Source organism: Leclercia barmai (assembly GCF_049312895.1).
Taxonomy (GTDB): Bacteria; Pseudomonadota; Gammaproteobacteria; order Enterobacterales; family Enterobacteriaceae; genus Enterobacter; species Enterobacter barmai.
Map to the genome: position 1 here is coordinate 721,423 of NZ_JBMNWZ010000002.1, position 22,329 is coordinate 743,751.

Below are 22,329 nucleotides of genomic sequence, written 5' to 3' on the forward strand. Positions count from 1 at the left end.
CTGGATCTGTTACGTCAGATAGCTTTCGCCATCTTCAGATTGCAGGGGCTCATCTGCCAGTTGAAGACGCCAGCACCCGTTTCATTGAGGGTGACATTGGCAATGGCAGAGGTGCTGAACATCGGCGGCGTTTCGCCCGGGCAGAGTTCAGATACCAGATAGCCGACTAACGGCAGATGGGAAATCACCAGCGCAGAAGCGACACCTTCATTGCACAGCGCCTGAAGATAGGCACTGACAAGACCCACATCGCCACACGGGGTAAGCTCTGGCAGAACGTCGACACTGTCTGGCAGGTTCATACACTCCCCTACCACGTCCAGCGTCTGTTCAGCGCGTAAGAACGGACTGACGAGGACACGTTCAATATCCACTTTTTGCCCTTTCAGCCAGGTTGCCATTTGACGGGACTCGTCACAGCCGCAAGGCGTCAGAGGACGTACAGAGTCACTGGCAGCATCAAGTGCCGCGTCACCGTGACGCATGATAAAAACTTGCATATTGCACCGCTTTTGTTGACCAGGATCACCGGTGTTACTTCCCCGCGTGAACACATAACGAGGTAGAAAACCCGATGGCCGGGCATTGTGCCTGATCCATCCGTTGAATGAAACGCTGTTTTTTACCTCAACGGCGTAAGTATAGTCAATGTCAGTTTACAAATTAGACAGGACCAGACCCTTCAACGGCGGATTTACTCTTGTTTGACCTTAATTTACAAGGTCAGTTTCCTTTGCTGGCCAAAATCGCAGCCCCTGATCCGCCATCTGCAATAATGCGTCACACGGCGTAAACCGCGGCCCATATTGCACAGCCAGTCGTTGTAAAATCGCAACAACTTCACCCGCACCTAAGCTATCCATATAGCGGAACGGGCCACCCAGGAAAGGTGGGAAACCAATGCCAAAGACGGCGCCAATATCGCCGTCGCGGGCATTTTTAATGACCTTCTCATCAAAGCAGCGCGCCGCTTCGTTGAGCATCATCATGACGCAACGTTCTGCGCACTGTGTCGCAGAAAGTTTGCCCTCGCCGGCAGGCTGAATAAGCCCATAAATTGCCGGGTCTACCTGTTTCTTGCTTTTACGCCCTTTTGGATCGTAAAGATAGAAACCGCGTCCATTTTTTCTGCCTTTGCGATCGTCATTCAAAATTGCAGAAACAATGTTTGCAGGTGCGCTAAACCGTTCACCGTAAGCGCTTTCCAGCACAGGTATAATTTTAGTGCCGGTATCGATTCCCACCTCATCCAAAAGTTGGATTGGGCCGACCGGGAAACCAAACTTCACCAGCGCATTATCGATATGTTCAACCTTTTCGCCTTCGGTCAGCAGGCGCATGGCCTCATTGATATAAGGCGCCAGAATGCGGTTGACGTAGAACCCGGCTTTATCGGCCACCACCACCGGCGTTTTGCCCTGCATTTTTGCCAGCTTCACCACGGTGGCAATGGTCTGCGGGCTGGTTCCGGCGTGCGGGATGACCTCCACCAGCGGCATTTTTTCTACCGGACTGAAGAAATGCAGCCCGATCACCTGTTCAGGGCGTGCGGCCCCGGCCGCAATATCGCCAATAGGCAACGACGAGGTGTTGGAGGCAAAAATGGTGTGCGGGGCACAGTTCGCCTCTACCTCGGCCACCATCTGCTGTTTCAGGGCCAGATCTTCGAATACCGCCTCAATGACCAGATCGCGATGACGGAAACCGCTGTAGTCAGTGGTGCCGGAGATCAGCGCCAGCTGGCGATCGCGCTCGCTGGCTTTGATATGGCGGCGTTTGACCTTTTTATCAAGCAACTGCCAGCTGTACTGAAGGGCGTGGTTGATCCCCTTCGGGTTGATGTCCTTGATCCGCACCGGTAATTTGCCTTTGCTGGCGCTGACGAAAGCGATACCGCCCCCCATCAGCCCGCCGCCCAGCACACCGACAGACTCCAGCGGCGCTGGCTCCGCCTCGCTGCCGGGATCTTTTTTCACTTCGGTACTGGCAAAAAAGATGCTGCGCAGCGCCTGAGACTGTGGGGTCATCGCCAGTTCGCCAAAGGCTTTCGCTTCTGCGGCATAGCCGCTGCTGCTGCCCTGGGTCAGGCCGGTATGGATCACCTCGAGAATGCGTTTTGTCGCCGGGTAGTTCCCCTGGGTTTTTTGCTCGGTTTTTTTGCCCACCATGTTGAACAGCAGCGCACGGCCCAGCGGCCCTGCCAGCACGCGCTCGCGCACCGGTAAGCGACGGGTGTCCGGTTTGCCTTTCAGGGCCAGCGCAACGGCGGCCTCCAGCAGAATGGAATGCGGCACCACCTCATCCACCAGCCCGACCTTCAGGGCCTGGCGCGGGCGCAGCTGTTTACCGGCGAGGATCATCTCCAGCGCCGTGCTGACGCCCACCAGACGCGGCAGACGCTGGGTGCCGCCCGAGCCCGGCAGTAAGCCAAGCTGCACTTCCGGCAGGCCCAGCACCGTTTTGGCGTCGTCGGTGCAGATGCGTGCGTGACAGGCCAGCGCCAGCTCCAGACCGCCGCCGAGGCAGGCGCCGTGGATCGCCGCAATCACCGGGATCGGCAGGGCATGAATTTCGGCCATGATCTGCTGGCCCTGACGGGCCAGATCTTCCGCCACCTGCGCGCTTTCGGCGCGGGCAATCATGTTGATATCGGCCCCGGCAATAAAGTTGTCCGGCTTGGCCGAGATAAACACCAGCCCGCGCAGGTTTTTGTTTTCACGCACCTGCTTGAGGATGGCGCGAACCTGGCCGCCAAACTCCGCTTTCAGGGTATTCATCTTCTCGCCTGGCGCATCGATGGTGACCACCGCCACGTTGTCCAGACGCACGTGCAGGGTAAACGCCGTTGTCATCTCCATTATTCAGCCTCCAGAACCATTGCGGCACCCAGACCACCCGCGGCGCAGGCGGTGACCAGGCCAAAACCGCCGCCGCGACGGCGCAACTCATGCAGCGTCTGGGTGATCATCCTCGCCCCGGTCGCCGCAAAGGGGTGGCCGTACGCAATGGAGCCCCCCAGCACGTTAAATTTGCTCTCATCCACTTCGCCAGTGGCATGGGCGCGGCCCAGCACGTCCCGGGCAAAGCGTTCGCTGGCCAGCAGTTGCACGTTGGCCAGGGTCTGCGCGGCAAAGGCTTCGTGCATGTCGATAAGCGTCAGATCGCCTATGGTAAGCCCGGCACGTTCAAGCGCCAGCGGCGTGGACCAGGCCGGTCCCAGCAGCATGTCCTGCCAGACATCAATGGCGGTGAAGGCGTAGCTGCGCAGATAGCCGAGCGGCTTCAGGCCCAGCTCTCTGGCGCGCGTTTCGGTCATCAGGATCACCGCCGCCGCGCCGTCGGTTAACGGAGTGCTGTTCGCTGCGGTGACGGTGCCGTATTTGCGGTCGAACGCCGGGCGCAGTTTTGCGTAATCCGCAAGCGTAGAGGTGCCGCGAATATTGTTATCCTGGCTGAGCGGCTCGCGGAATGGCGGCGTATAGGCCGTCATGACCTCGTCCGCCAGTTTGCCTTCCGCCCAGGCCTGAGCGGCGCGCTGGTGCGAGCGGTGTGCCAGGGCATCCTGCTGTTCACGGGTGATGCCGTAGGTTTTCGCCATCTGCTCGGCGGTATCGCCCATGCGCAAGCCGGTGGAATATTCCGCCACCGCGGGCGGCACAGGGAGTAAATCGCGCAGACGCAGGCGCGAAAACAGCGACAGGCGCTGCCCGGTGGTGCGGGCTTTATTGACGTCCACCAGCACGCGGGCGAGCTTTTTGCTGACGCCAATCGGTAAAACGGACGAGGAGTCGGCGCCGCCAGCAATCCCGGCGCGAATGGTGCCGGTTATCAGGCTCTCCGCGACGTTTGCCACCGCCTGAAAGCTGGTGGCACAGGCGCGACTCACGCTGTAGGCATCGGTATGCACGTTCATCCCGGTGCCCAGCACGATTTCACGGGCGATATTGGGCGCTTCCGGCATTTGCACTACCTGGCCAAAGACCAGCTGTTCAATGACTTCGGGAGGAATTTCACTGCGAGCCAGTAACTCTCCTACGACCATTTTCCCCAGATCGACGGCAGGAATGCCATGAAACGCCGTCGCCTGACGGGCAAACGGCGTACGTAATCCACTGACAATGGCAATGCGATCGCCCTGACGGGTGATTAGCGGTAATGCCTGACTCATAACGCTCCCCTGTGAATAACAAATGCGCAAAGTGGTCTGACCTGATAACAGTCTTAACCAAATTTTTACATTAGCCAATCAGGGAGAAGAAAAATTGCGAGCGAACACACAGAGAGCAAACGAAACGCCTCCGGGAAGGAGGCGTTGAAAGGAATTAACGCAGACCGAGTTGAAAAATCAGGGATTCTGCTTCGCAGCTGAACACGAAGTCGATGTCCAGGCGAACCCCGCCTTCCACGTCGGTGAAGGTGGATTTAATTTCGCACGGTTCGGACTCCACGCCGCGGGCTTTTTCGGTCAGGGCAGCCAGTGTCTCTTCGGCGTCGGCACGACTGGCGAACTCACGGCTGTAAGAGGCGGTGCAATCCGTGTTGTCCACGATGGTGCCCACATCCATACAGCAGCAAACCGGGGTTTCATCAGCACTGCATTTACTCATAGTAGATTTCCTCTGAATTCGCGCACGGCGCGAGAATAGACACGATGCTGATATTTTACGCCCCGGGCGGGGGTGGCTCCAGTTGTTAATGGCCGAAAACCGGGTAAGTGAGCAATATCACAAGTAAAAATGATCTAAAACAAAAATCACCCATTCGGTGGAAGCGAACTGGTCACAATTTTGCCACCCAGATCCCGTTTCGAAAAACATATCAGTAAATATTCACAAACACTCTTGCAACATTCTATCTGGTCAGACCTATACTCTCGCCACTGGTCTGATTTCTAAGTGTTACCACAGACCCTACACTTCGCGCTCCTGTTACGGTATGTAACAAATATTGCATAAAAATAACTCAATGAGGTTATGGTCATGAGCCAGAAAACCCTGTTCAAAAAAACTGCGCTGGCAGTCGCAGTGGCAATCGTCTCCACCTCCGCCTGGTCAGCGGGATTCCAGCTTAACGAGTTCTCTTCCTCAGGCCTGGGCCGTGCCTATTCCGGGGAAGGCGCCATTGCTGATGACGCCGGGAACGCGAGCCGTAACCCTGCCCTGATCATGATGTTTGATCGTCCAACCTTCTCCGCAGGTGCCATTTTTGTTGACCCTGATGTAGATATCTCCGGACGCTCTCCAACGGGCGCAAGCCTGAATGCGAGTAATATCGCGCCAACAGCATGGGTTCCAAACCTGCACTTCGTCGCGCCAATCAATGACCAATTTGGCTGGGGCGCGTCCGTTACCTCTAACTACGGACTGGCGACCGAGTTCAATAACAACTACGCGGCAGGAGCGTACGGCGGTACAACCGACCTGGAAACCCTCAACCTGAACCTGAGCGGTGCTTATCGCCTGGATAATCACTGGAGTTTCGGTGTTGGGTTTGATGCTGTGTATGCAAAAGCGAAAATTGAGCGCTACGCGGGTGACCTGGGTCGCATCGTCGCAGGGTCCGGCGCATTACCTCCGGCTCTGGCACGTCAGGTCGCCGGGATCCAGGGAGACACCCAGATTGCCTACCTGAAGGGTGATGAGTGGGGCTTTGGCTGGAATGCCGGTATTCTGTATGAAATCGACAAGAACAACCGGTATGGCTTTACTTACCGCTCTGAAGTAAAAATCGATTTCGATGGCGACTATAAGAGCAGCCTGCCTTCAGCTTACAACCAAATCCTGGGCAACTTTGGTCTGCCAATGGGAACGGATGGCCGCACTACTGGCGGTTCTCTGACCCTGAATTTACCTGAGATGTGGGAACTGTCCGGCTACAACAGAGTCGCACCGCAATGGGCTATCCACTATAGCCTGACCTACACAAGCTGGAGCCAGTTCCAGGAGCTGAAAGCGACTAACAGCGGCGGTGATACGCTTTTCTATAAAGATGAAAGCTTTAAAGACGCGTACCGCATCGCGCTGGGTACCACCTACTATATGGATGATAACTGGACGTTCCGTACCGGTATTGCCTTCGATGACAGCCCGGTTCCGGCAGACAAACGTTCTATCTCCATTCCGGATCAGGATCGCTTCTGGCTGAGCGCCGGTGCAACCTACGCATTCAACAAAGATGCCTCAATCGATGCGGGTGTCTCTTATATGCACGGTCAGAAAGTGTCGTTCCAGGAAGGTCCGTATGAGTTCTCTTCTGAAGGTAAAGCCTGGCTGTATGGCATGAACTTCAACTACGCGTTCTAATCACATCACGATTAAAAAAGGTGAGCCCTGGGGCTCACCTTTTCTTTTTTATTCCGCATCAATCTCGGAGAGTTCGTTTTCGATCGCTTTCGCGTTCGGATTCTCTTCCGGTTTCAGCTTGCCGCCGTTAGCAATGAAGTCGTGGTTCTGGAAGTAGGCCTCACGCACCATGAGGTACGGATCGGAGGACTGACGCAGCAGACCGTCGGAATCCAGCAGCTGCGCGCGCGTCTCCACCCCTTCCAGCGTCCATTTACCCACCGACAGCGGCCAGGTCAGCCATGACAGCACCGGATAGAGCGTATCGACCATGTCGCCGCCATCGTCACGCAGGGTGAAGCTACCGTAGAACGGCAGGTGCACGTACGGGCCGTAACCCACATTGTAGTGACCCAGGGTACTACCGAAACGGTGCGGCTGCTCGCGCTGCAGCTTCGGATTCGCCATCCCGGCAACGTCAATAAAGCCGCCCATCCCTAACAGGGTGTTGAGGAAGAATCGGGTGAAGTGGACCATCCCCTGATAAGGATCGCCCTGCAGGAAGTAGTTCGCCATGACCGCAGGCTCTTCGAGGTTGCTGGTGAAGTTGCTCAGGCCGTTACGGGCAGGCTGTGGAACATAATCCCGCCATGCCACCGCAACCGGGCGCACCACATACGGATCCAGCACGTTATAGTTGAAGTTGTACATGGTGCGGTTAAATCCTTCCAGAGGATCGGAGCGCCCCTGCTGCTCGCCGGAGCTGGCGCAGCCCATCAGCAACGTGGTGCTCAGCGCAACCACCGACAGCCCAAGTTTCATATCTTTCTCCCTGTTAAGTATGGCTATCAGCAAAGCCATCCGTCATGGCGCTTTCGCGCTCTGTCTGTAAACGTGCAAGTGATTGTATCAGCACGACTACTGATGTCTACGACCACAAATCGGGGCAATAAACACGCTCTGGTATGATCTCAGAATAGCCTGGCTTTGGGTTTTCGTTTGGCTGGCAATTTTATACGGCCTTTGCCATTGATGTATCGCCTTTATTGCCATTGCGGGAATTTAAGAGCATCCCCACGGGCGGCGGAGGAAAAAGCGCTACGCTTAAGGGGTATTAGCCACCTCTGGAGCATTAAAATGGACGAATTAAAAGACGAGAAAATAGACGGTCATACCGAAGAACTGGAAGTTGAAAGCGAGGAGAAACGCCGGGGAAAGAAGATTGAGGTCGATGAGGACCGGCTACCCTCACGCGCGATGGCAATACATGAACATATTCGCCAGGACGGTGAGAAAGAGCTGGAGCGCGATGCCATGGCGCTGTTCTGGTCGGCCATCGCCGCCGGACTATCGATGAGCGCCTCATTGCTGGCGAAAGGGATTTTCCACGTTGAGCTCGAAGGTATACCCGGCGGCATCATACTGGAGAACCTCGGTTATACCTTTGGCTTTATAATCGTGATTATGGCCCGCCAGCAGCTGTTTACCGAGAACACCGTCACCGCCGTACTCCCGGTGATGCAAAGCCCGACCTGGGGCAATTTCGGTCTGCTGATGCGCCTGTGGAGCGTGGTGCTGCTCGGTAATATTATTGGTACCGGTGTCGCCGCCTGGGCGTTTGAGTATATGCCGATATTCGACGAGCCCACCCGGGACGCCTTTGTGAAAATTGGTATGGGCGTGATGGAAAATAGCCCGTCGGAGATGTTCGCCAACGCCATTATCTCCGGCTGGATCGTTGCCACTATGGTCTGGATGTTCCCGGCAGCCGGTTCGGCAAAGATTGTGGTTATCATCCTGATGACCTGGCTTATCGCCCTCGCCGATACCACCCACATTGTGGTGGGGACGGTGGAAATTTTATATCTGGTGTTTAACGGCACCATCCACTGGACCGAGTTCTTCTGGCCCTTCGCGCTCCCTACCCTGGCAGGCAACATCTGCGGCGGGACCTTTATTTTTGCCCTGCTCAGCCATGCGCAGATTCGCAACGATATGTCGAACAAGCGCAAAGCTGAACTGAAAGCCCGGCAGGAAGAAGAGGAAGAACGCAAAAAAGCGGCGTGAATGGCGACACTTTAAGCAGTCAGGCGGTCACGCGCTTAACGCATTGTCTAAATGACGTTATACTCGTGCCGCTTCGTCCCCTTAGTTAAATGGATATAACGAGCCCCTCCTAAGGGCTAGTTGCAGGTTCGATTCCTGCAGGGGACACTTTCCCGCTTTCTACTTTCTCTCCAGCCAATAGCACCCATACACACAACGTCACCTGCCGCTGTGCTGTACTCTCGCGCCGTTAGAACGAATTCCCACCTGAGAGAAACAACGGAGTAATGGAATGAAAAGATTTCTGATCGCTTTGGCGCTAATCGCCCCCTGCTCTGCCTTTGCCGGGGTGGTGTTCCATCCGGTGGAGCGCGCAGCCGTGGTCGCAAATTCTAACCACCCTGTCGCAGCGGCAACCGTTACCGCGCAGGCAAGAAACCACCGGGCAGCCAGAGTGGATGCCGTAAGCTGCAACGACGGGCGCTGCGTCCAGCACGGTAATGTTATTCGCTAAACGTTATGGAGCCCCACAAGCCGGGGCTCCAGTCTGTTATTTCATTGAGTCATTCAGAAGAGACAGCACCACCTGCGGTGTCTGATTGGCTTTGGTCATTAACGAGGCAAAAGTTTCCTGAAGCATCTGCGCCCGGGCCATGCTGGACACTTCTGCGGCGTAGTCCGCATCTTCAATCCGTGAGCGGGACGCATTAACCGCAACCGACATCGTCGCCTGCAGATTTTGCGTCGACTCCAGACGGTTCGCCACCGCCCCCAGCGTGCTGCGTCGTTCATCGACCTGCTTAATGGCATTGTCGAGCGCCGCCAGAGGATTCGCAGGGTTTTTCAGGCGAATTTCGTCACCGATTTCAGAGATATTCAGGGTCGTATAGTTGGTTGCGGCATCCGTGGAGGCACTGAAAGACGCCTGGTAGTAGATCTGCAGATCTCCCAGACCATTCAGCGTTTTAAGCAGGTAGCGGGCAGGCGTTTCATCAGTCAAAACCAGCGTGGCTTTTTTGGTCTCGGTGCCGTTCACCACATCCATGTAGTAATTACCGTCCGCATCCAGGCGCAGCACATCGTTCGAGATATTGCCGTCGCCATCGGTGTAACGCACGTTGACCTTCGCAGGATCCATCGTGACCAGGGACGACCCGCTGACCCGGGTCACATCAGAGAAATTATTCAGGCTGGTGGCATTGTTCGCGGTCACTACAAGCGAATGGGCACTACCGTCGGTCGTTGTCGTTACCGAGGCATTGTAATAGCTAAAATTACCGCTGCCATCGCCCACTTCCAGAATGTACTGGCTGCCTGACTTCAGCAGTCGGGAGTTAGCGGCGGAGAGCGGGTTATTACTCGCATCCTTAAAGCTCAGCGCTGCGGTCGTGGCATCAATATTGGGTGTGGTCGTCACGACAGCCGGAAGCGTGGCGAAATCTGTATCCAGTTTTGCCGTGGTGCTGGTCATTTGCGCGGTGACGGCACCCGTCGAACCGTAGGTTAGCGTGGCAGGATAATAATAATCATCCTGCTCAATATAATACTGGCCGTTTGATTCTCTAATTGATGGCGCGGGGCTATTACTTAAAACACCCCCATTGGTGTCGAGATAGCTTACCGAAGGAATTGACCGGCTATTAAGCTGGGTGACGCTGCTGTAGAGTGGCACGCCATTGTTTGCACTGACATCAACGCTTCCGGTTCCGCTGGCGGTATTCCAGCTTGCGGCAGTATTAGCCTGGTAAAATACAGGTTTCCCGTCAGCTCCCGTATCCTGAATATAATACCGGCCGTCAGTGGCGTTGCGCACCAGCTGTGGCGCGTTGTATGAACCTGACGGATACCAGGTTACGCTGACATTACCGCTGTTCAGGTCGATATTACTGGCGCTTCCCGCCACCTGATTGATATCTGAAACCTTGCCGCTGATACCGCGAATAACGAAATCCTTCAGGCCGATATTTTCAACACTGAAGTTTTTCGATAAATCGAGGGAGATTTTTTCATTATCCCGGGTGCCGACCTGAAAACCGACCGTTCCCGCGCTACCATTCAGCAGATTAATACCGTTAAAGTCGACGGAGCCGTTCAGACGGTCGATCTCCTTAAGGTTTAAGTTGATTTCAGCCTGAATGGTATCGGCATCCGCCAGGGTATTGGATTCACTGAGCCCTTTAACCGTAAGCTCGCGGATGCGCTGTAGGCGGTTGTTGATTTCATCCATCGCGCCTTCGGCCGTCTGGATCATCGACAAGCCGTCGCCAGCATTACGCTGCGCCTGTTGCAGCGCATTTTGCTGGCTGGTCATGCGGTTAGCAATGGCCTGGTTGGCCGCATTGTCTTTAGCACTGTTGATGCGCATGCCGGAAGAGAGATTGCGGATAGACTGCTCCAGGGCAGAGGTATTTTTTTGAGATTGACCCCGAAGCGTCAAGGCCATCAGGTTAGTTTTTAGGCTCAGCATTCCGATATACCGATACAGGTTTCGCTGGAGAGGTTATCGACCGGATTCAGGATTAGTTGATGATTTATTTGAGCCTTAACCAAATTTAGTAGGGGTTAAACAGATGTTATTGCAGCTATGTTAATTCGATTCAGGGCAACAAGAATGTCCTGCAGCGGCAAATAACCCTGCCATCAATACTGTTTAAAGGGGATAAAGATGTCTAAAGCACTGCTCATCATCGATATGCAGAATTTTGTCACACAAAGAATTCAACAGGGCGTGGATTTCTTTCCGCAAAACAGTATTGAAAACATGACCGCTGTGATTGAGAAATTCAGAAAATCAGGCACCCCGGTCATACACGTTCGCCACCAGACGCCTGAAGAGGGCTCGCCGCTCCATCACAGCTCTCCTTCCAGCTTACCCCTTGAGTCCTTTGAAGAACGCAACAACGAACCGGTCTTTATCAAACACACCTCCTCCGCGTTCAGCTCAACGGGTTTGTTTGATTATCTGCAGGATGCCCGTATTTCAGAGCTGGTGGTTATCGGTGCCGTAGCCGGATTCTGCGTTAACTCCACCGTCAGATCGGGCGCTGATCTCGGGTTAAAAATCACTGTGTTAAACGATGCGGTGATCAGTTTCGAACTTGAACAGTATCAGCTCAGCGCGAAAGCCATTCTGGATGTCACGCTGGGGCTGCTTGCTGCCGGTTTTGCTCAGGTTATCCCTGCCACGGAATTAAAGGTATAATCTGCCCATCATTTGACAGATTTCAGAAACGAAGATGACCAAACTCACACTCCAGGAACAGATGCTGAAGGCTGGCTTAGTCAGCAGTAAAAAGATGGCAAAAGTGCAGCGCACCGCCAAAAAATCCCGCGTGCAGGCGCGTGAAGCACGGGAAGCGGTGGAAGTGAATAAACAGGCGCAGATTGAGCGCGATAAAGAGCTCAGCGAGCAGCAAAAGCAGGCGACGCTAGCTAAAGAGTACAAGGCGCAGATCAAGCAGTTAATTGAGATGAACCGGATCGTGGTAGCGAAAGGCGATATTAGCTTCAACTTCACCGACGGCAATCTGATTAAAAAAGTGCTGGTGGATAAGACCACGCAAAAACAGCTGATCAATGGCCGTCTGGCTATTGCGCGTCTGGTTGCCGGGGCGGGTCGCGAAAGCGAATATGCCATTATCCCTGCGGTTGTCGCCGATAAAATTACGCAGCGTGATGCGAGCTATATCGTGTTCAGCGGCGAGCTGACGCAGGAAGCGAAGGACGAAGACGATCCGTACGCTGATTTCGTCGTGCCGGATGATTTGATGTGGTAATCCCTAAAGCCCCCCTCTCCCGGAGGAGGGCTTTATCCCCTCTTAACGCTCGTGGAACGCCTCCGCCCTCGCCCGCAAAATCGGTTTTAGCAGATACGCCATCACCGTTTTCTTACCGGTAATGATATCCACCGACGCCACCATCCCCGGAATAATCAACAGCGGCTTTTCATCCGTGCCGAGGTGGTTTTTGTCGGTACGCAGACGAATCACATAAAAACTCTTCCCGTCTTTGTCGGTCACCGTATCGGGGCTGATCTGCTCCAGCGTACCCTTCAGGCCGCCATAGATGGTGTAGTCGTAGGCGGTGAACTTCACCGTCGCCTCCTGTCCCGGACGTAAAAACGCGATGTCCTGCGGACGGATTTTTGCTTCCACCAGCAGTTTGTCGTCCAGAGGAACAATCTCCACCAGGTCGTTGCCCGGCTGGATCACGCCGCCGATGGTGTTTACCATCAGCTGCTGGACCACGCCCCGCACCGGTGAGGTCACCAGAGTACGGTTCACCCGGTCGGAAATCGCCTTACCCGAGGCCTCGATTTTACTGAGATCGGTTCGCGCCTCGTTGAGCTGCCCCAGCGCTTCGCTGCGATAACGCCCGCGCGTTTCGCCGACCTTGCTCTCAATCTCCTTGATGGCCGCTTCCGCCCGGGGAATGGCGAGGGTCACGGAGTCGAGCTGTCCCTGGGTTTCCACCACGCCGCGACGCAGGCGGAGCACTTCAACTTTTGAAATTGCCCCTTTAGCCACCAGCGGTTCAGACATGGCGACCTCCTGCTGCTGCAGCGCCAGGCTGCGGCGGTACTGGCTGGCCTTGCCCTGGAAGTCGAGGAGTTCCTGCTTCTTCTGAATAAGCTGTTCGTTAAGCCCGGCCAGTTCGCTCTGAATGCGTTTGTTGACGCTGGCGAACAGCTCCATCTCGCCGCTGGCAATATCCGGCGCCTGCTTCACAATCTCCGGCGCCAGGGTCAGGGTTGTGGCATCGTTCAGCTGCGCGGTCAGACGCTGGATACGCGCCTGCAGCGCCAGCCTGTCGGCCTCGCTCTCTCCGGCGTTGGAACGAAACTGGGTATCATCCAGACGCAGCAGCGGCGCGCCGGCTTTCACCACCTCGCCTTCGTGGACAAAGACCTCTGCGACGATCCCCCCTTCGAGGTTCTGCACTTTTTGCAGGCGGGAGGAAGGAATGGCCCGCCCTTCCCCGCGCGTCACCTCGTCGATACTGGCCAGCGATGCCCAGAGGATCATGGCGATAAAGAAGGCGAAAATCGCCCACAGCGTGACGCGCACTACCCGTGGAGCATCGTCCAGCAGGGCTTTGTTAACCTCGTTGGTAGTAAACGGCGCGGGCTGTTTATCTCCTGACAGCCAGCTCATCAGGCGGCTAAGCGTCTCAACGATTCGCATGAATTTGTCCTTTCTTCAGCGCACTCATGACGCTCTCTTTCGGACCGTCGGCAATGATTTTGCCGTTGTCGACGATAATCAGACGATCCACCAGCGTCAGCAGCGACGCACGGTGGGTGACCATCAGCAGCGTTTTGTTGGCGATCGCCGGCACAAGCGCCTTTTTGATCAGATCTTCGCTGGTGTTATCCATTGAACTGGTCGGTTCGTCCATCAGCAGCACCGGCGGGTCGAGCAGCAGCGCCCGCGCCAGAGCAACAGCCTGCCGCTGGCCGCCGGAAAGACTCATCCCCCGCTCGCCCACCTGCATGTTGTAGCCGGACGGGTGACGACGGGCAAACTCGTGTACGCCAGTCAGGGTGGCCACCCGCAGCATGGTTTCCTCGTCAACGTAGCTGGCGCCGTAGACCAGATTGTCGCGCAGGGTGCCGCTGAACAGATGGATATCCTGCGGCGCGTAGCCAATGTTATGGCGCAGATCGTGAACATCAATCTGGCGGGCATCGATACCGTCAATCAGCACATTGCCGCTGTTCGGCTGGTAAAAACCGACCAGCAGTTTCGCCAGGGAGCTTTTACCCGACCCGCTGCGCCCGATGATGCCCACCTTCTCTCCGGGCTGGATCGTCAGAGAGACATTGATGAGTGAAGCATACTGATTGCCAGGGTAGATAAAGGTCACATCGCGCAACTCAATCGCGCCGGAGAGGGTTTCCCGCTTCAGCGGCACTTCGTCGTCCTGCACTTCCTGCTCAAGATCCATCATCCGGTCGATGGTGGCTTTGGTCATCCGCGCGCGCTGGTAGCGGGTGATCAGGCTGCACAGCTGGCCGATGGGCATCATGGCGCGACGGTGCAGCAGGTAGCAGGCGATCAGCCCGCCCATGCTCAGGTTGCCGCCAATAATGATGTAGACCCCGGCCACGATCAGGGCCACGCCGCTGAACTGCTGCAGCCAGGCGGTAAAGTTTACCGCCACGTACGAGAGCGACTTCACCCGCAGCTCCAGCTTGCTCAGCTGGCCGGTAAGGTGCTCCCACTGATACTGGCGCTCGCTCTGGGCGTTGTTGATCTTGATGGCATCCAGTCCGGTGAGCGTCTCCACCAGCATCGCCTGACGTTCGTTGGAGAGCTGATAGGTTTTCTTCACCCGCGACATCAGCGGGCGCTGGATCAGCCAGTTCACCAGCAGCGCCAGCGGATAGGAGAGCAGCGGGATAAACACCAGCGGGCCGCCGATGATGCCAATCACCAGCAGGATCAGCAGGGTAAACGGAAAGTCGATAAAGGCAGTGAGCGTCAGGGAAGAGAGGAAGTCACGAATCGACTGGAACTCCTGAAAGTTCTGCGCAAAGCTCCCCACCCGCTGTGGGCGAAGCTTCATCTTCATGCCCAGCAGCCGCTCGAACAGCGCCGAGGAGACCACCAGATCGGTTTTCTTACCGGCCAGATCGAGACAGATGCCCCGCAGGATCTTCAGCACAAAGTCGAACACAAAGGCGATGCTGACGCCGATGGCCAGCACCCACAGTGTGGCGGTGGCCTGATTAGGCACGACCCGGTCATAGACGTTCATCACAAACAGCGGGGCGCTGAGCGCCACGAGGTTGACCAGGAAACTGGCGACCACCGCATCCAGATAGAGGAATTTCGACAGCCTGAGCGTGTCCTGGAACCAGGATTTGGTGCGCGGCAGCGTGGCCGTCGGCTGGGCGTCAAACTCATGCTCCGGGGAGATAAAAATCGCCCGGCCGCTGTAATTCTCCGCCAGCGTCTCTGGCGAGACGTTAATTTCACCGCCCTCCGTTTCGCTGGGCAGCAGGCGCGCGCGCTGCTGTTCATCCCAGCCAATGAGCACTGCGGCCTGGTTGTTCTTCAGCAGCAGAATGGCAGGCAGAGAGAGCGCGGTAATGTTTTCCAGCCCGCGCTGCACCACCCGCGCCTTGAGCCCGGCCCGGCCGGCGGCACGCGGAAAGGTCTCCGTCGTCAGGGTGTAGGCGTCCAGCGGCAGCCCGGCGGTCAGCACATTACGGCTGGTGACGACGTTATGCAATTTACAGACGATCATCAGCGCGTCCAGCAGCGGATCGTCATGGCTTTGCCGCGGATCCTGTCTGCCCTGCGCCTGCGGGGTCATCTCGATGCGATCGGAGGAGTCAATATCAGGCGTCATTCTCTGCCTCAGTGTTCTGCAGACGGCGGTCGCAGATAAAAAAAGAGAGGGTTGTTGCCGTTTATCCTGCCAGCAACAACCCCGTCAGCCTTTCAGGGCGTCTTACTTTAATTCAGGCAGTTCTGCCTGGGAAGATTTTGCCTGGTCGAGCGGCTCGGCGGCCGACGGAGCCTGAATATTCAGGTTCTTGAGCAGTTCACCGGTACGGGCGCTGATGCGATAGGTGGTAAACATATCGACGAACTGCAGCTCGACGTAGCGGCGCTGGGCGCTGAACACTTCGTTTTCGCTGTCCAGCATATCGAGCAGGGTACGGTCGCCCAGGCTGAACTGCTCCTGATAGGCGCTACGCACCTGCACGCTGCGATCGGCGTACTCTTTGGCGATCGGCACCTGCTGACCGGCATTTTTCAGGGCGTTCCAGGCCAGACGCAGATCTTCGTTCAGCTGACGCTGGGCGTTGTTTTTCACATCCTGCGCCTCTTTCATTTTGTAGGCGTATGAGGTGAGCGTCGCCTGGTCGCTGCCGCCGTTGTAAAGGTTGTAGCGCATGCGCAGCATCGCCTGCCACTCCTGGCTGTGGCCGCGGGTACCATCGATGTTGTTATCCATGGTACGCCCGACTTCGACGTTCACATCCGGATAGAAGCGCGATTTGGCCGCCTCATACTGCTGGCGGGTCGCTTCCACGTCGGCATCAGCCTGTTTCAGCAGCGGGTTATTTTCCAGCATCACGGTACGCGCAGCATCCAGGGAAGCGGGAACGGCGATTTTAGCGGGCATAACCAGGGTGTCAGGCTCTTTGCCGGTGATGCTCTGATAGTTGGCGCGGGAGTCTTCGAGGTTGGTTTGCTCGGTCAGCAGGTTGTTGCGCGCCTGTGCCAGACGGGCCTGGGCCTGCTCGAAGTCTGCCTGACGGCCGACGCCCTGCTCGGTACGCAGGCGGATCTGATCGAACACGCGCTCGTGATTTTTGAGGTTATCTTCCGCCAGCGCCACCATCTTCTGGCGCATCAACACGTCGAGATAGGTCTGGATCGCCTGCAACGCGGTAGATTCGCTGGTATTCAGCACCGTCCAGGCCCGGGAGTTGACCGTGGCTTTCTGGCGGCCGACTTCGCTGGTGGTGGCAAAACCGTTGAACACATTCTGGCGCAGGTTGATAGCGGACTCGCTGCGATGCAGATCGCGCAGGTGGTCACCTGCGGCGCGGGTGCTGGCGTTATCGGTCTGCTCCCAACCGGTGCCTGCGGTGAGATCCAGCGTCGGGAGATAGCCACCTTTAGCTGCGCGGAGATCCTGATCGGCGGAATAACGACTATTTACCGAGGCGTTAACTTCCGGGTGCCATAGCAGGCTATCTTTCACCGCCTGCTCAAGCGTCGTGGCCTGGCTGTGTGTGGCGCTCAGCACCAGAGCTGCCCCCATAACGAACTGACTGTACTGTTTCATCGTATGTCTTTCCTTCATATCCCTTGATTGTTGGTCAATATCCACCAGAGAAAATCCCATTAGACCGAGGGAAAAAATGCGTCCTGCGATTTTGCGGTCAGACGGGATCCGTCGTCTGATCTGAATAATGTGTGCCGCGCAGAGCCAGACTGCCCCTGCGCGGCGACCTGTCAGGCATGATCTTCCGGTTTGGCGATCAGGTTATCGAGCATCGCGTCGTTACCGCCGTCATAGCCATCGGTTCCGGCGATCTCGCCGCCTTCAGCGGGAACATGCTCGACTTCCGCCGGGCCATCCGCCGTGTCGCTCTGCGGCCCCGCCTGGATCAGCGTGCTGAGATCGTTGTGCTCCTCGTCATGGATCAGATCGCTGAAGTTCAGCTGCTCCTGCTGATCCGTACTCTGGAGCGTGAGGGTCTCGCTTTGCGCAGCATCCGCGTGATCGGCCGAGGCCGTCGGCATGCTGCTATTATCCGCCGCCGTGGTGTTGAGCAACAGATTGTCGTCATCGATTAACGATGCGGCGTGCTCCGCGCTCGCCAGACTGTGGTCTGCGTCATGGTCATCAGCCGTCAGGCTGCTGTGCGCCTGCTTCTGATTCTCATCACTGTCGCTGTCCGCATGATGCTCCTCAACGCTGTGGGCGGCCATCAGCGGATGATCGTCCACGTTGTCATCGGCGTGCTCTTCCCCGCCGTGGGATCCACTGACAAAGGTCCCGCCCTCTTTCCCGTCGACGGTGAAGTCGGTGTCATGATGCTCGGCGGCGGATGAGTCTACTACCAGGCCAATCTCCCCGAAATCGCTCTGGCCGTTTGGCAGCTCAACGCTTACCTGGCCGTTGAAGTGCGAGGTGTCGTTATCAAAGGTCAGGGTGTAGGTCTTATCCTCAGCGTTGTAACTGACGTCCGCATAGTTGCCGGTAAAGGTCGCGTTTTCCGGGATCCCGCTCAGCGTGATGCTGTTAAGGTGGTCGCTGCTGTCCGACGTTTCGAGATTGACATCCAGGTTCAGCGTTACCGTGTAGCTGACGGTGGTATTGCCACCGAGCTCAGAAGACGGGCCATCACCAAATACGACCCCTTCGATACCGTTGGCATTATGGAACGGTGATTTCCCGGTCTCGTTATCGACAATATGCAGGTTGTCTATGTCATTGTTCTTACCGTTCTGTGGATGTTCGACCCCGGTGACGGTGTAGTCAGCCTCATTACCCTGGACAAAGATATAGTCCTTACCCGCCTCGCTTTGCGGTACGCCCTGGTTGCCGGTAATACCGTTGACCGGCCTGAACTCATATTTATCCTCCGGCCAGTCGCCCTGCTGGTAGTAACCCCCGGTGTGATCCCCGACCACAAAAATATCGGTGTAGGTTTTGTCGCCGTTGTTGGCGTTGGCGTTACCCTGGCTGTTGTAGTAGTGGATCTGATCCGGGCTATCGGCCTTAGGCACGAAGTCGCCAGGGATCTTGCCATCCGGGCTATCCGGAGTCAGCCAGACGTGCACGTTGCTGCCGATGGCCACAATCACGCCGTTCTGGATGTCGTAACCGTTAGGATCGCCGCTACCGCCGTTAACGTGGATGATCTTGTCGTCCGTTGTCTCGGAGGTTTTATTGCCCGGGGTGACGGTGACGGTTAGTTTGACGTCGGAGTCGGCGTCTGAATCGGCGTCAGCATCGGCGTCCGCGTCAGAATCCGCATCCGCATCCGCATCGGCATCGGCATCAGCATCCGCATCGGCATCGGCATCAGCATCCGCATCGGCATCGGCATCGGCATCGGCATCGGTATCAGCATCGGCGTCGGCATCCGCATCGGCGTCAGAATCCGCATCAGAATCGGCATCTGCATCTGCATCTGCATCGGCATCGGCATCAGAATCCGCATCAGCGTCAGCGTCAGCATCGGCATCGGCATCGGCATCGGCATCGGCATCTGCATCTGCATCTGCATCCGCGTCGGCGTCGGCATCGGCGTCCGCATCAGCATCGGCGTCCGCATCAGCATCGGCATCCGCGTCAGAATCGGCGTCCGCATCGGAATCGGCATCGGCATCCGCGTCGGCATCGGCATCCGCGTCGGCATCGGCATCAGCATCAGCGTCGGCATCCGCATCGGCATCGGCATCGGCGTCCGCATCTGCATCCGCATCCGCATCGGCATCAGCGTCCGCATCTGCATCCGCATCCGCATCGGCATCCGCATCGGCATCGGAATCGGCATCGGCATCGGCATCGGCATCGGAATCAGCATCTGCATCTGCATCTGCGTCGGCATCAGCGTCGGCATCGGCATCGGCATCGGCATCGGCATCTGCGTCGGCATCGGCATCGGCATCGGCATCGGCATCGGCATCGGCATCGGCATCGGCATCCGCATCGGCATCCGCATCGGCATCTGCATCTGCATCGGCATCTGCATCAGCGTCGGCGTCGGCGTCGGCGTCGGCATCAGAATCCGCGTCCGCGTCGGCATCAGCATCTGCATCTGCATCGGCATCGGCGTCCGCGTCCGCATCAGAATCGGAGTCCGCATCCGCATCCGCATCCGCATCTGCGTCAGCGTCTGCATCAGAATCGGAATCGGAATCCGCATCCGCGTCCGCGTCGGCATCAGCGTCCGCATCCGCATCGGCATCAGCGTCAGCGTCAGCATCGGCATCAGCATCAGCATCAGCATCAGCATCAGAATCCGCATCGGCGTCGGCATCCGCATCGGAATCAGCATCCGCGTCAGAATCAGCGTCCGCATCCGCATCAGCGTCAGAATCGGAGTCCGCATCAGCGTCCGCGTCAGAATCGGCATCAGCATCAGCATCAGCATCGGCATCGGCATCGGCATCCGCGTCAGAATCCGCGTCAGCATCAGCATCGGCATCGGCATCGGCATCAGAATCCGCGTCGGCGTCAGCATCTGCATCTGCATCAGCGTCAGCATCTGCATCAGCGTCAGCATCTGCATCTGCATCTGCATCTGCATCAGCATCTGCATCAGCGTCAGCATCAGCGTCGGCATCTGCATCTGCATCGGCGTCTGCGTCTGCGTCCGCATCGGCGTCGGCATCCGCATCGGAATCAGCATCCGCGTCAGAATCGGCGTCGGCATCTGCGTCAGCATCAGAATCGGAGTCCGCATCTGCATCCGCGTCGGCATCCGCATCGGCATCTGCGTCGGCATCGGCATCGGCATCTGCGTCAGCATCAGAATCGGAGTCCGCATCTGCATCCGCGTCGGCGTCCGCATCGGCATCAGAATCCGCATCGGCATCTGCATCAGCATCCGCATCCGCATCGGCATCCGCATCGGCATCCGCGTCGGCGTCCGCATCGGCGTCCGCATCGGCGTCCGCATCAGCATCTGCATCTGCATCCGCATCAGCATCTGCATCCGCATCGGCATCAGAATCTGCATCGGAATCGGCGTCAGCATCGGCATCGGCATCTGCATCCGCATCCGCGTCGGCGTCGGCGTCCGCATCAGCATCGGCATCCGCGTCAGAATCGGCATCTGCATCGGCATCGGCATCCGCATCTGCATCTGCATCAGCGTCGGCGTCAGCGTCTGCATCAGAATCGGAGTCCGCATCCGCATCCGCGTCGGCATCAGCGTCCGCATCGGCATCGGAATCAGCATCAGCATCTGCATCAGAATCGGCATCGGCATCAGCGTCTGCATCGGAATCAGCATCCGCATCGGCATCAGCATCGGCATCCGCATCAGAATCCGCATCAGCGTCAGCGTCAGCGTCAGCGTCAGCATCGGCATCGGCATCGGCATCTGCATCTGCGTCGGCATCAGAATCCGCATCGGCATCTGCGTCAGCATCCGCGTCGGCATCAGAATCGGAGTCCGCATCCGCGTCCGCGTCGGCATCCGCGTCGGCATCTGCATCCGCGTCGGCATCGGCATCCGCGTCGGCATCGGCATCGGCATCGGCATCGGCATCGGCATCGGCATCGGCATCGGCATCAGAATCTGCATCGGCATCGGCATCGGCATCGGCATCGGCATCGGCATCGGCATCAGAATCTGCATCGGCATCGGAATCGGCGTCAGCATCGGCATCTGCATCCGCATCCGCGTCGGCGTCAGCATCGGCATCAGCATCGGCATCCGCGTCAGAATCGGCATCGGCATCTGCATCGGCATCGGCATCGGCATCCGCGTCCGCATCAGCGTCGGCGTCAGAATCCGCATCGGCATCGGCATCGGCATCGGCATCAGAATCTGCATCGGCATCCGCGTCGGCGTCCGCATCGGCATCAGAATCCGCATCGGCGTCTGCATCAGCATCCGCATCCGCATCGGCGTCCGCATCAGCATCAGCATCTGCATCGGCATCGGCATCTGCATCCGCATCCGCGTCGGCGTCCGCATCGGCATCGGCATCGGCGTCCGCATCAGCATCCGCATCAGCATCTGCATCGGCATCGGCATCGGCATCAGAATCTGCATCGGCATCGGAATCGGCGTCCGCATCCGCGTCGGCGTCAGCATCGGCATCGGCATCCGCATCGGCGTCGGCATCTGCGTCGGCGTCAGAATCCGAATCCGAATCCGCGTCGGCGTCGGCGTCAGCATCAGCATCTGCATCAGAATCGGCATCGGCATCGGCATCGGCATCGGCATCGGCATCAGAATCCGCGTCCGCATCAGAATCGTCAGGGTCGAGCAGCGTTAACTCTTCCGGGGGTTCGTCGTCGGGGAAATCAAGCCCGACCGTTGGGTAGCCCGCATTGGGGTCAACAATTTCAGCGGTAAGATCGAGCACGACGTGGGTATGTGACCCGCCGCCGCTGCCGCCTGGCTCGCCGCCAGTGTTACCGGATTGTGGACCTGCAGCTGGTGCCTCAAGGGTTTGCGTCGGGTCCTGCCCGTCGGCAATTGCCTGCTGGATGGCAGCAATATCTTGCTGCTGGGCCGCCGCGTCTGGCGTGACGACGTGCCCTGAGCTGTCCCACTGGGTGTCACGGCCCAGATCCAGCTGTTTACCGTCCGCCAGAGATAAGGTAATTGCGCCAGTCGCTCCCGTCTGGACTTGTTCTCCTTCGAGAACGCGGTCGCCTTCGGTCAGTAAACGCTTGCTGCCGTCAGGGCTGACGGCAAATACTTGTCCGATTACGGCTTTGACGATCCCGGATACGCCACTCATATATTGTCTCCCTCAATCTTTTTCTCGCCCAATTCATCCAT

General features: G+C 57.3%; 15 protein-coding genes and 1 tRNA gene. 6 read left to right on the forward strand and 10 right to left on the reverse strand.

Going from position 1 to position 22,329, the window contains the following annotated elements:
* Positions 1-14 precede the first annotated feature (14 nt).
* From sixA to ACOYA6_RS11755, 4 genes are all read right to left on the reverse strand, one after another.
* Positions 15-500 (reverse strand): phosphohistidine phosphatase SixA, encoded by a 486-nt coding sequence (gene sixA / locus ACOYA6_RS11740; protein ID WP_039030934.1) that lies wholly within the window; start codon positions 498-500, stop codon positions 15-17.
* A 210-nt stretch (positions 501-710) separates the two neighbouring features.
* Complete coding sequence (gene fadJ / locus ACOYA6_RS11745; RefSeq protein ID WP_223073699.1) at positions 711-2,858, reverse strand: fatty acid oxidation complex subunit alpha FadJ; 2,148 nt, start codon at positions 2,856-2,858, stop codon at positions 711-713.
* Positions 2,858-4,168: an acetyl-CoA C-acyltransferase FadI gene (fadI, locus tag ACOYA6_RS11750; protein WP_422654742.1), complete on the reverse strand. Its 1,311-nt coding sequence runs from the start codon at positions 4,166-4,168 to the stop codon at positions 2,858-2,860. The genes fadJ and fadI overlap by 1 nt, the downstream gene beginning before the upstream one ends.
* 154 nt (positions 4,169-4,322) lie before the next feature.
* Positions 4,323-4,607, reverse strand: coding sequence for a YfcZ/YiiS family protein (locus ACOYA6_RS11755; protein WP_039030931.1), 285 nt, complete (start codon positions 4,605-4,607; stop codon positions 4,323-4,325).
* A gap of 372 nt (positions 4,608-4,979) precedes the next feature.
* On the opposite strand from ACOYA6_RS11755, the gene fadL reads away from it, so the two are divergent.
* Positions 4,980-6,302: a long-chain fatty acid transporter FadL gene (gene fadL / locus ACOYA6_RS11760; protein WP_171029954.1), complete on the forward strand. Its 1,323-nt coding sequence runs from the start codon at positions 4,980-4,982 to the stop codon at positions 6,300-6,302.
* Positions 6,303-6,350: 48 nt separating this feature from the next.
* On the opposite strand, the gene mlaA is transcribed toward fadL, so the two are convergent.
* Entirely contained in the window at positions 6,351-7,103 is a 753-nt protein-coding gene (gene mlaA, locus ACOYA6_RS11765) for a phospholipid-binding lipoprotein MlaA (RefSeq protein WP_039030929.1), read from the reverse strand.
* A gap of 315 nt (positions 7,104-7,418) precedes the next feature.
* Between mlaA and ACOYA6_RS11770 the strand changes: the two genes are divergently transcribed.
* The 3 genes from ACOYA6_RS11770 (at position 7,419) to ACOYA6_RS11780 (ending at position 8,841) form a co-directional block, all read left to right on the forward strand.
* The gene (locus ACOYA6_RS11770) at positions 7,419-8,348 is read left to right on the forward strand and encodes a formate/nitrite transporter family protein (RefSeq protein WP_223073697.1); all 930 of its coding nucleotides are present in this window, start codon (positions 7,419-7,421) and stop codon (positions 8,346-8,348) included.
* A gap of 75 nt (positions 8,349-8,423) precedes the next feature.
* Positions 8,424-8,495, forward strand: a tRNA-Arg gene (locus ACOYA6_RS11775).
* A 124-nt stretch (positions 8,496-8,619) separates the two neighbouring features.
* Positions 8,620-8,841, forward strand: coding sequence for a hypothetical protein (locus tag ACOYA6_RS11780; RefSeq protein WP_223073696.1), 222 nt, complete (start codon positions 8,620-8,622; stop codon positions 8,839-8,841).
* 36 nt (positions 8,842-8,877) lie between these two features.
* On the opposite strand, the gene ACOYA6_RS11785 is transcribed toward ACOYA6_RS11780, so the two are convergent.
* A complete protein-coding gene (locus ACOYA6_RS11785; RefSeq protein WP_422654743.1) occupies positions 8,878-10,794 on the reverse strand; it encodes a flagellin N-terminal helical domain-containing protein in 1,917 nt (638 codons plus the stop codon).
* 198 nt (positions 10,795-10,992) lie between these two features.
* Here ACOYA6_RS11785 and ACOYA6_RS11790 point away from each other — a divergent pair, with 198 nt between their 5' ends.
* Positions 10,993-11,529 (forward strand): cysteine hydrolase family protein, encoded by a 537-nt coding sequence (locus ACOYA6_RS11790; protein WP_422654744.1) that lies wholly within the window; start codon positions 10,993-10,995, stop codon positions 11,527-11,529.
* 34 nt (positions 11,530-11,563) lie between these two features.
* Positions 11,564-12,103, forward strand: a complete 540-nt coding sequence (locus ACOYA6_RS11795; RefSeq protein WP_223073693.1) for a DUF2058 domain-containing protein — start codon at positions 11,564-11,566, stop codon at positions 12,101-12,103.
* Between the two features lie 42 nt (positions 12,104-12,145).
* Here the strand turns inward: ACOYA6_RS11795 and ACOYA6_RS11800 are convergent, their stop codons facing one another.
* The 4 genes from ACOYA6_RS11800 to ACOYA6_RS11815 form a co-directional block, all read right to left on the reverse strand.
* Positions 12,146-13,510: an HlyD family type I secretion periplasmic adaptor subunit gene (locus tag ACOYA6_RS11800; RefSeq protein WP_138369819.1), complete on the reverse strand. Its 1,365-nt coding sequence runs from the start codon at positions 13,508-13,510 to the stop codon at positions 12,146-12,148.
* Positions 13,497-15,683 carry a type I secretion system permease/ATPase gene (locus ACOYA6_RS11805; RefSeq protein WP_422654745.1) on the reverse strand — a complete coding sequence of 729 codons (2,187 nt, stop codon included), beginning with the start codon at positions 15,681-15,683 and terminating at the stop codon, positions 13,497-13,499. The genes ACOYA6_RS11800 and ACOYA6_RS11805 overlap by 14 nt, the downstream gene beginning before the upstream one ends.
* Before the next feature lie 102 nt (positions 15,684-15,785).
* Positions 15,786-17,135: a TolC family outer membrane protein gene (locus ACOYA6_RS11810; RefSeq protein WP_039032033.1), complete on the reverse strand. Its 1,350-nt coding sequence runs from the start codon at positions 17,133-17,135 to the stop codon at positions 15,786-15,788.
* Positions 17,136-17,305: 170 nt separating this feature from the next.
* Positions 17,306-22,288 (reverse strand): hypothetical protein, encoded by a 4,983-nt coding sequence (locus ACOYA6_RS11815; protein ID WP_422654746.1) that lies wholly within the window; start codon positions 22,286-22,288, stop codon positions 17,306-17,308.
* Between the last annotated feature and the right edge of the window lie 41 nt (positions 22,289-22,329).

Bases quoted from the DNA above. Each gene is read 5' to 3' on its own strand.
- sixA (WP_039030934.1), bottom strand. From the start codon at position 500: ATGCAAGTTTTTATCATGCGTCACGGTGACGCGGCACTTGATGCTGCC.
- fadJ (WP_223073699.1), bottom strand. From the start codon at position 2,858: ATGGAGATGACAACGGCGTTTACCCTGCACGTGCGTCTGGACAACGTG.
- fadI (WP_422654742.1), bottom strand. From the start codon at position 4,168: ATGAGTCAGGCATTACCGCTAATCACCCGTCAGGGCGATCGCATTGCC.
- ACOYA6_RS11755 (WP_039030931.1), bottom strand. From the start codon at position 4,607: ATGAGTAAATGCAGTGCTGATGAAACCCCGGTTTGCTGCTGTATGGAT.
- fadL (WP_171029954.1), top strand. From the start codon at position 4,980: ATGAGCCAGAAAACCCTGTTCAAAAAAACTGCGCTGGCAGTCGCAGTG.
- mlaA (WP_039030929.1), bottom strand. From the start codon at position 7,103: ATGAAACTTGGGCTGTCGGTGGTTGCGCTGAGCACCACGTTGCTGATG.
- ACOYA6_RS11770 (WP_223073697.1), top strand. From the start codon at position 7,419: ATGGACGAATTAAAAGACGAGAAAATAGACGGTCATACCGAAGAACTG.
- ACOYA6_RS11780 (WP_223073696.1), top strand. From the start codon at position 8,620: ATGAAAAGATTTCTGATCGCTTTGGCGCTAATCGCCCCCTGCTCTGCC.
- ACOYA6_RS11785 (WP_422654743.1), bottom strand. From the start codon at position 10,794: ATGCTGAGCCTAAAAACTAACCTGATGGCCTTGACGCTTCGGGGTCAA.
- ACOYA6_RS11790 (WP_422654744.1), top strand. From the start codon at position 10,993: ATGTCTAAAGCACTGCTCATCATCGATATGCAGAATTTTGTCACACAA.
- ACOYA6_RS11795 (WP_223073693.1), top strand. From the start codon at position 11,564: ATGACCAAACTCACACTCCAGGAACAGATGCTGAAGGCTGGCTTAGTC.
- ACOYA6_RS11800 (WP_138369819.1), bottom strand. From the start codon at position 13,510: ATGCGAATCGTTGAGACGCTTAGCCGCCTGATGAGCTGGCTGTCAGGA.
- ACOYA6_RS11805 (WP_422654745.1), bottom strand. From the start codon at position 15,683: ATGACGCCTGATATTGACTCCTCCGATCGCATCGAGATGACCCCGCAG.
- ACOYA6_RS11810 (WP_039032033.1), bottom strand. From the start codon at position 17,135: ATGAAACAGTACAGTCAGTTCGTTATGGGGGCAGCTCTGGTGCTGAGC.
- ACOYA6_RS11815 (WP_422654746.1), bottom strand. From the start codon at position 22,288: ATGAGTGGCGTATCCGGGATCGTCAAAGCCGTAATCGGACAAGTATTT.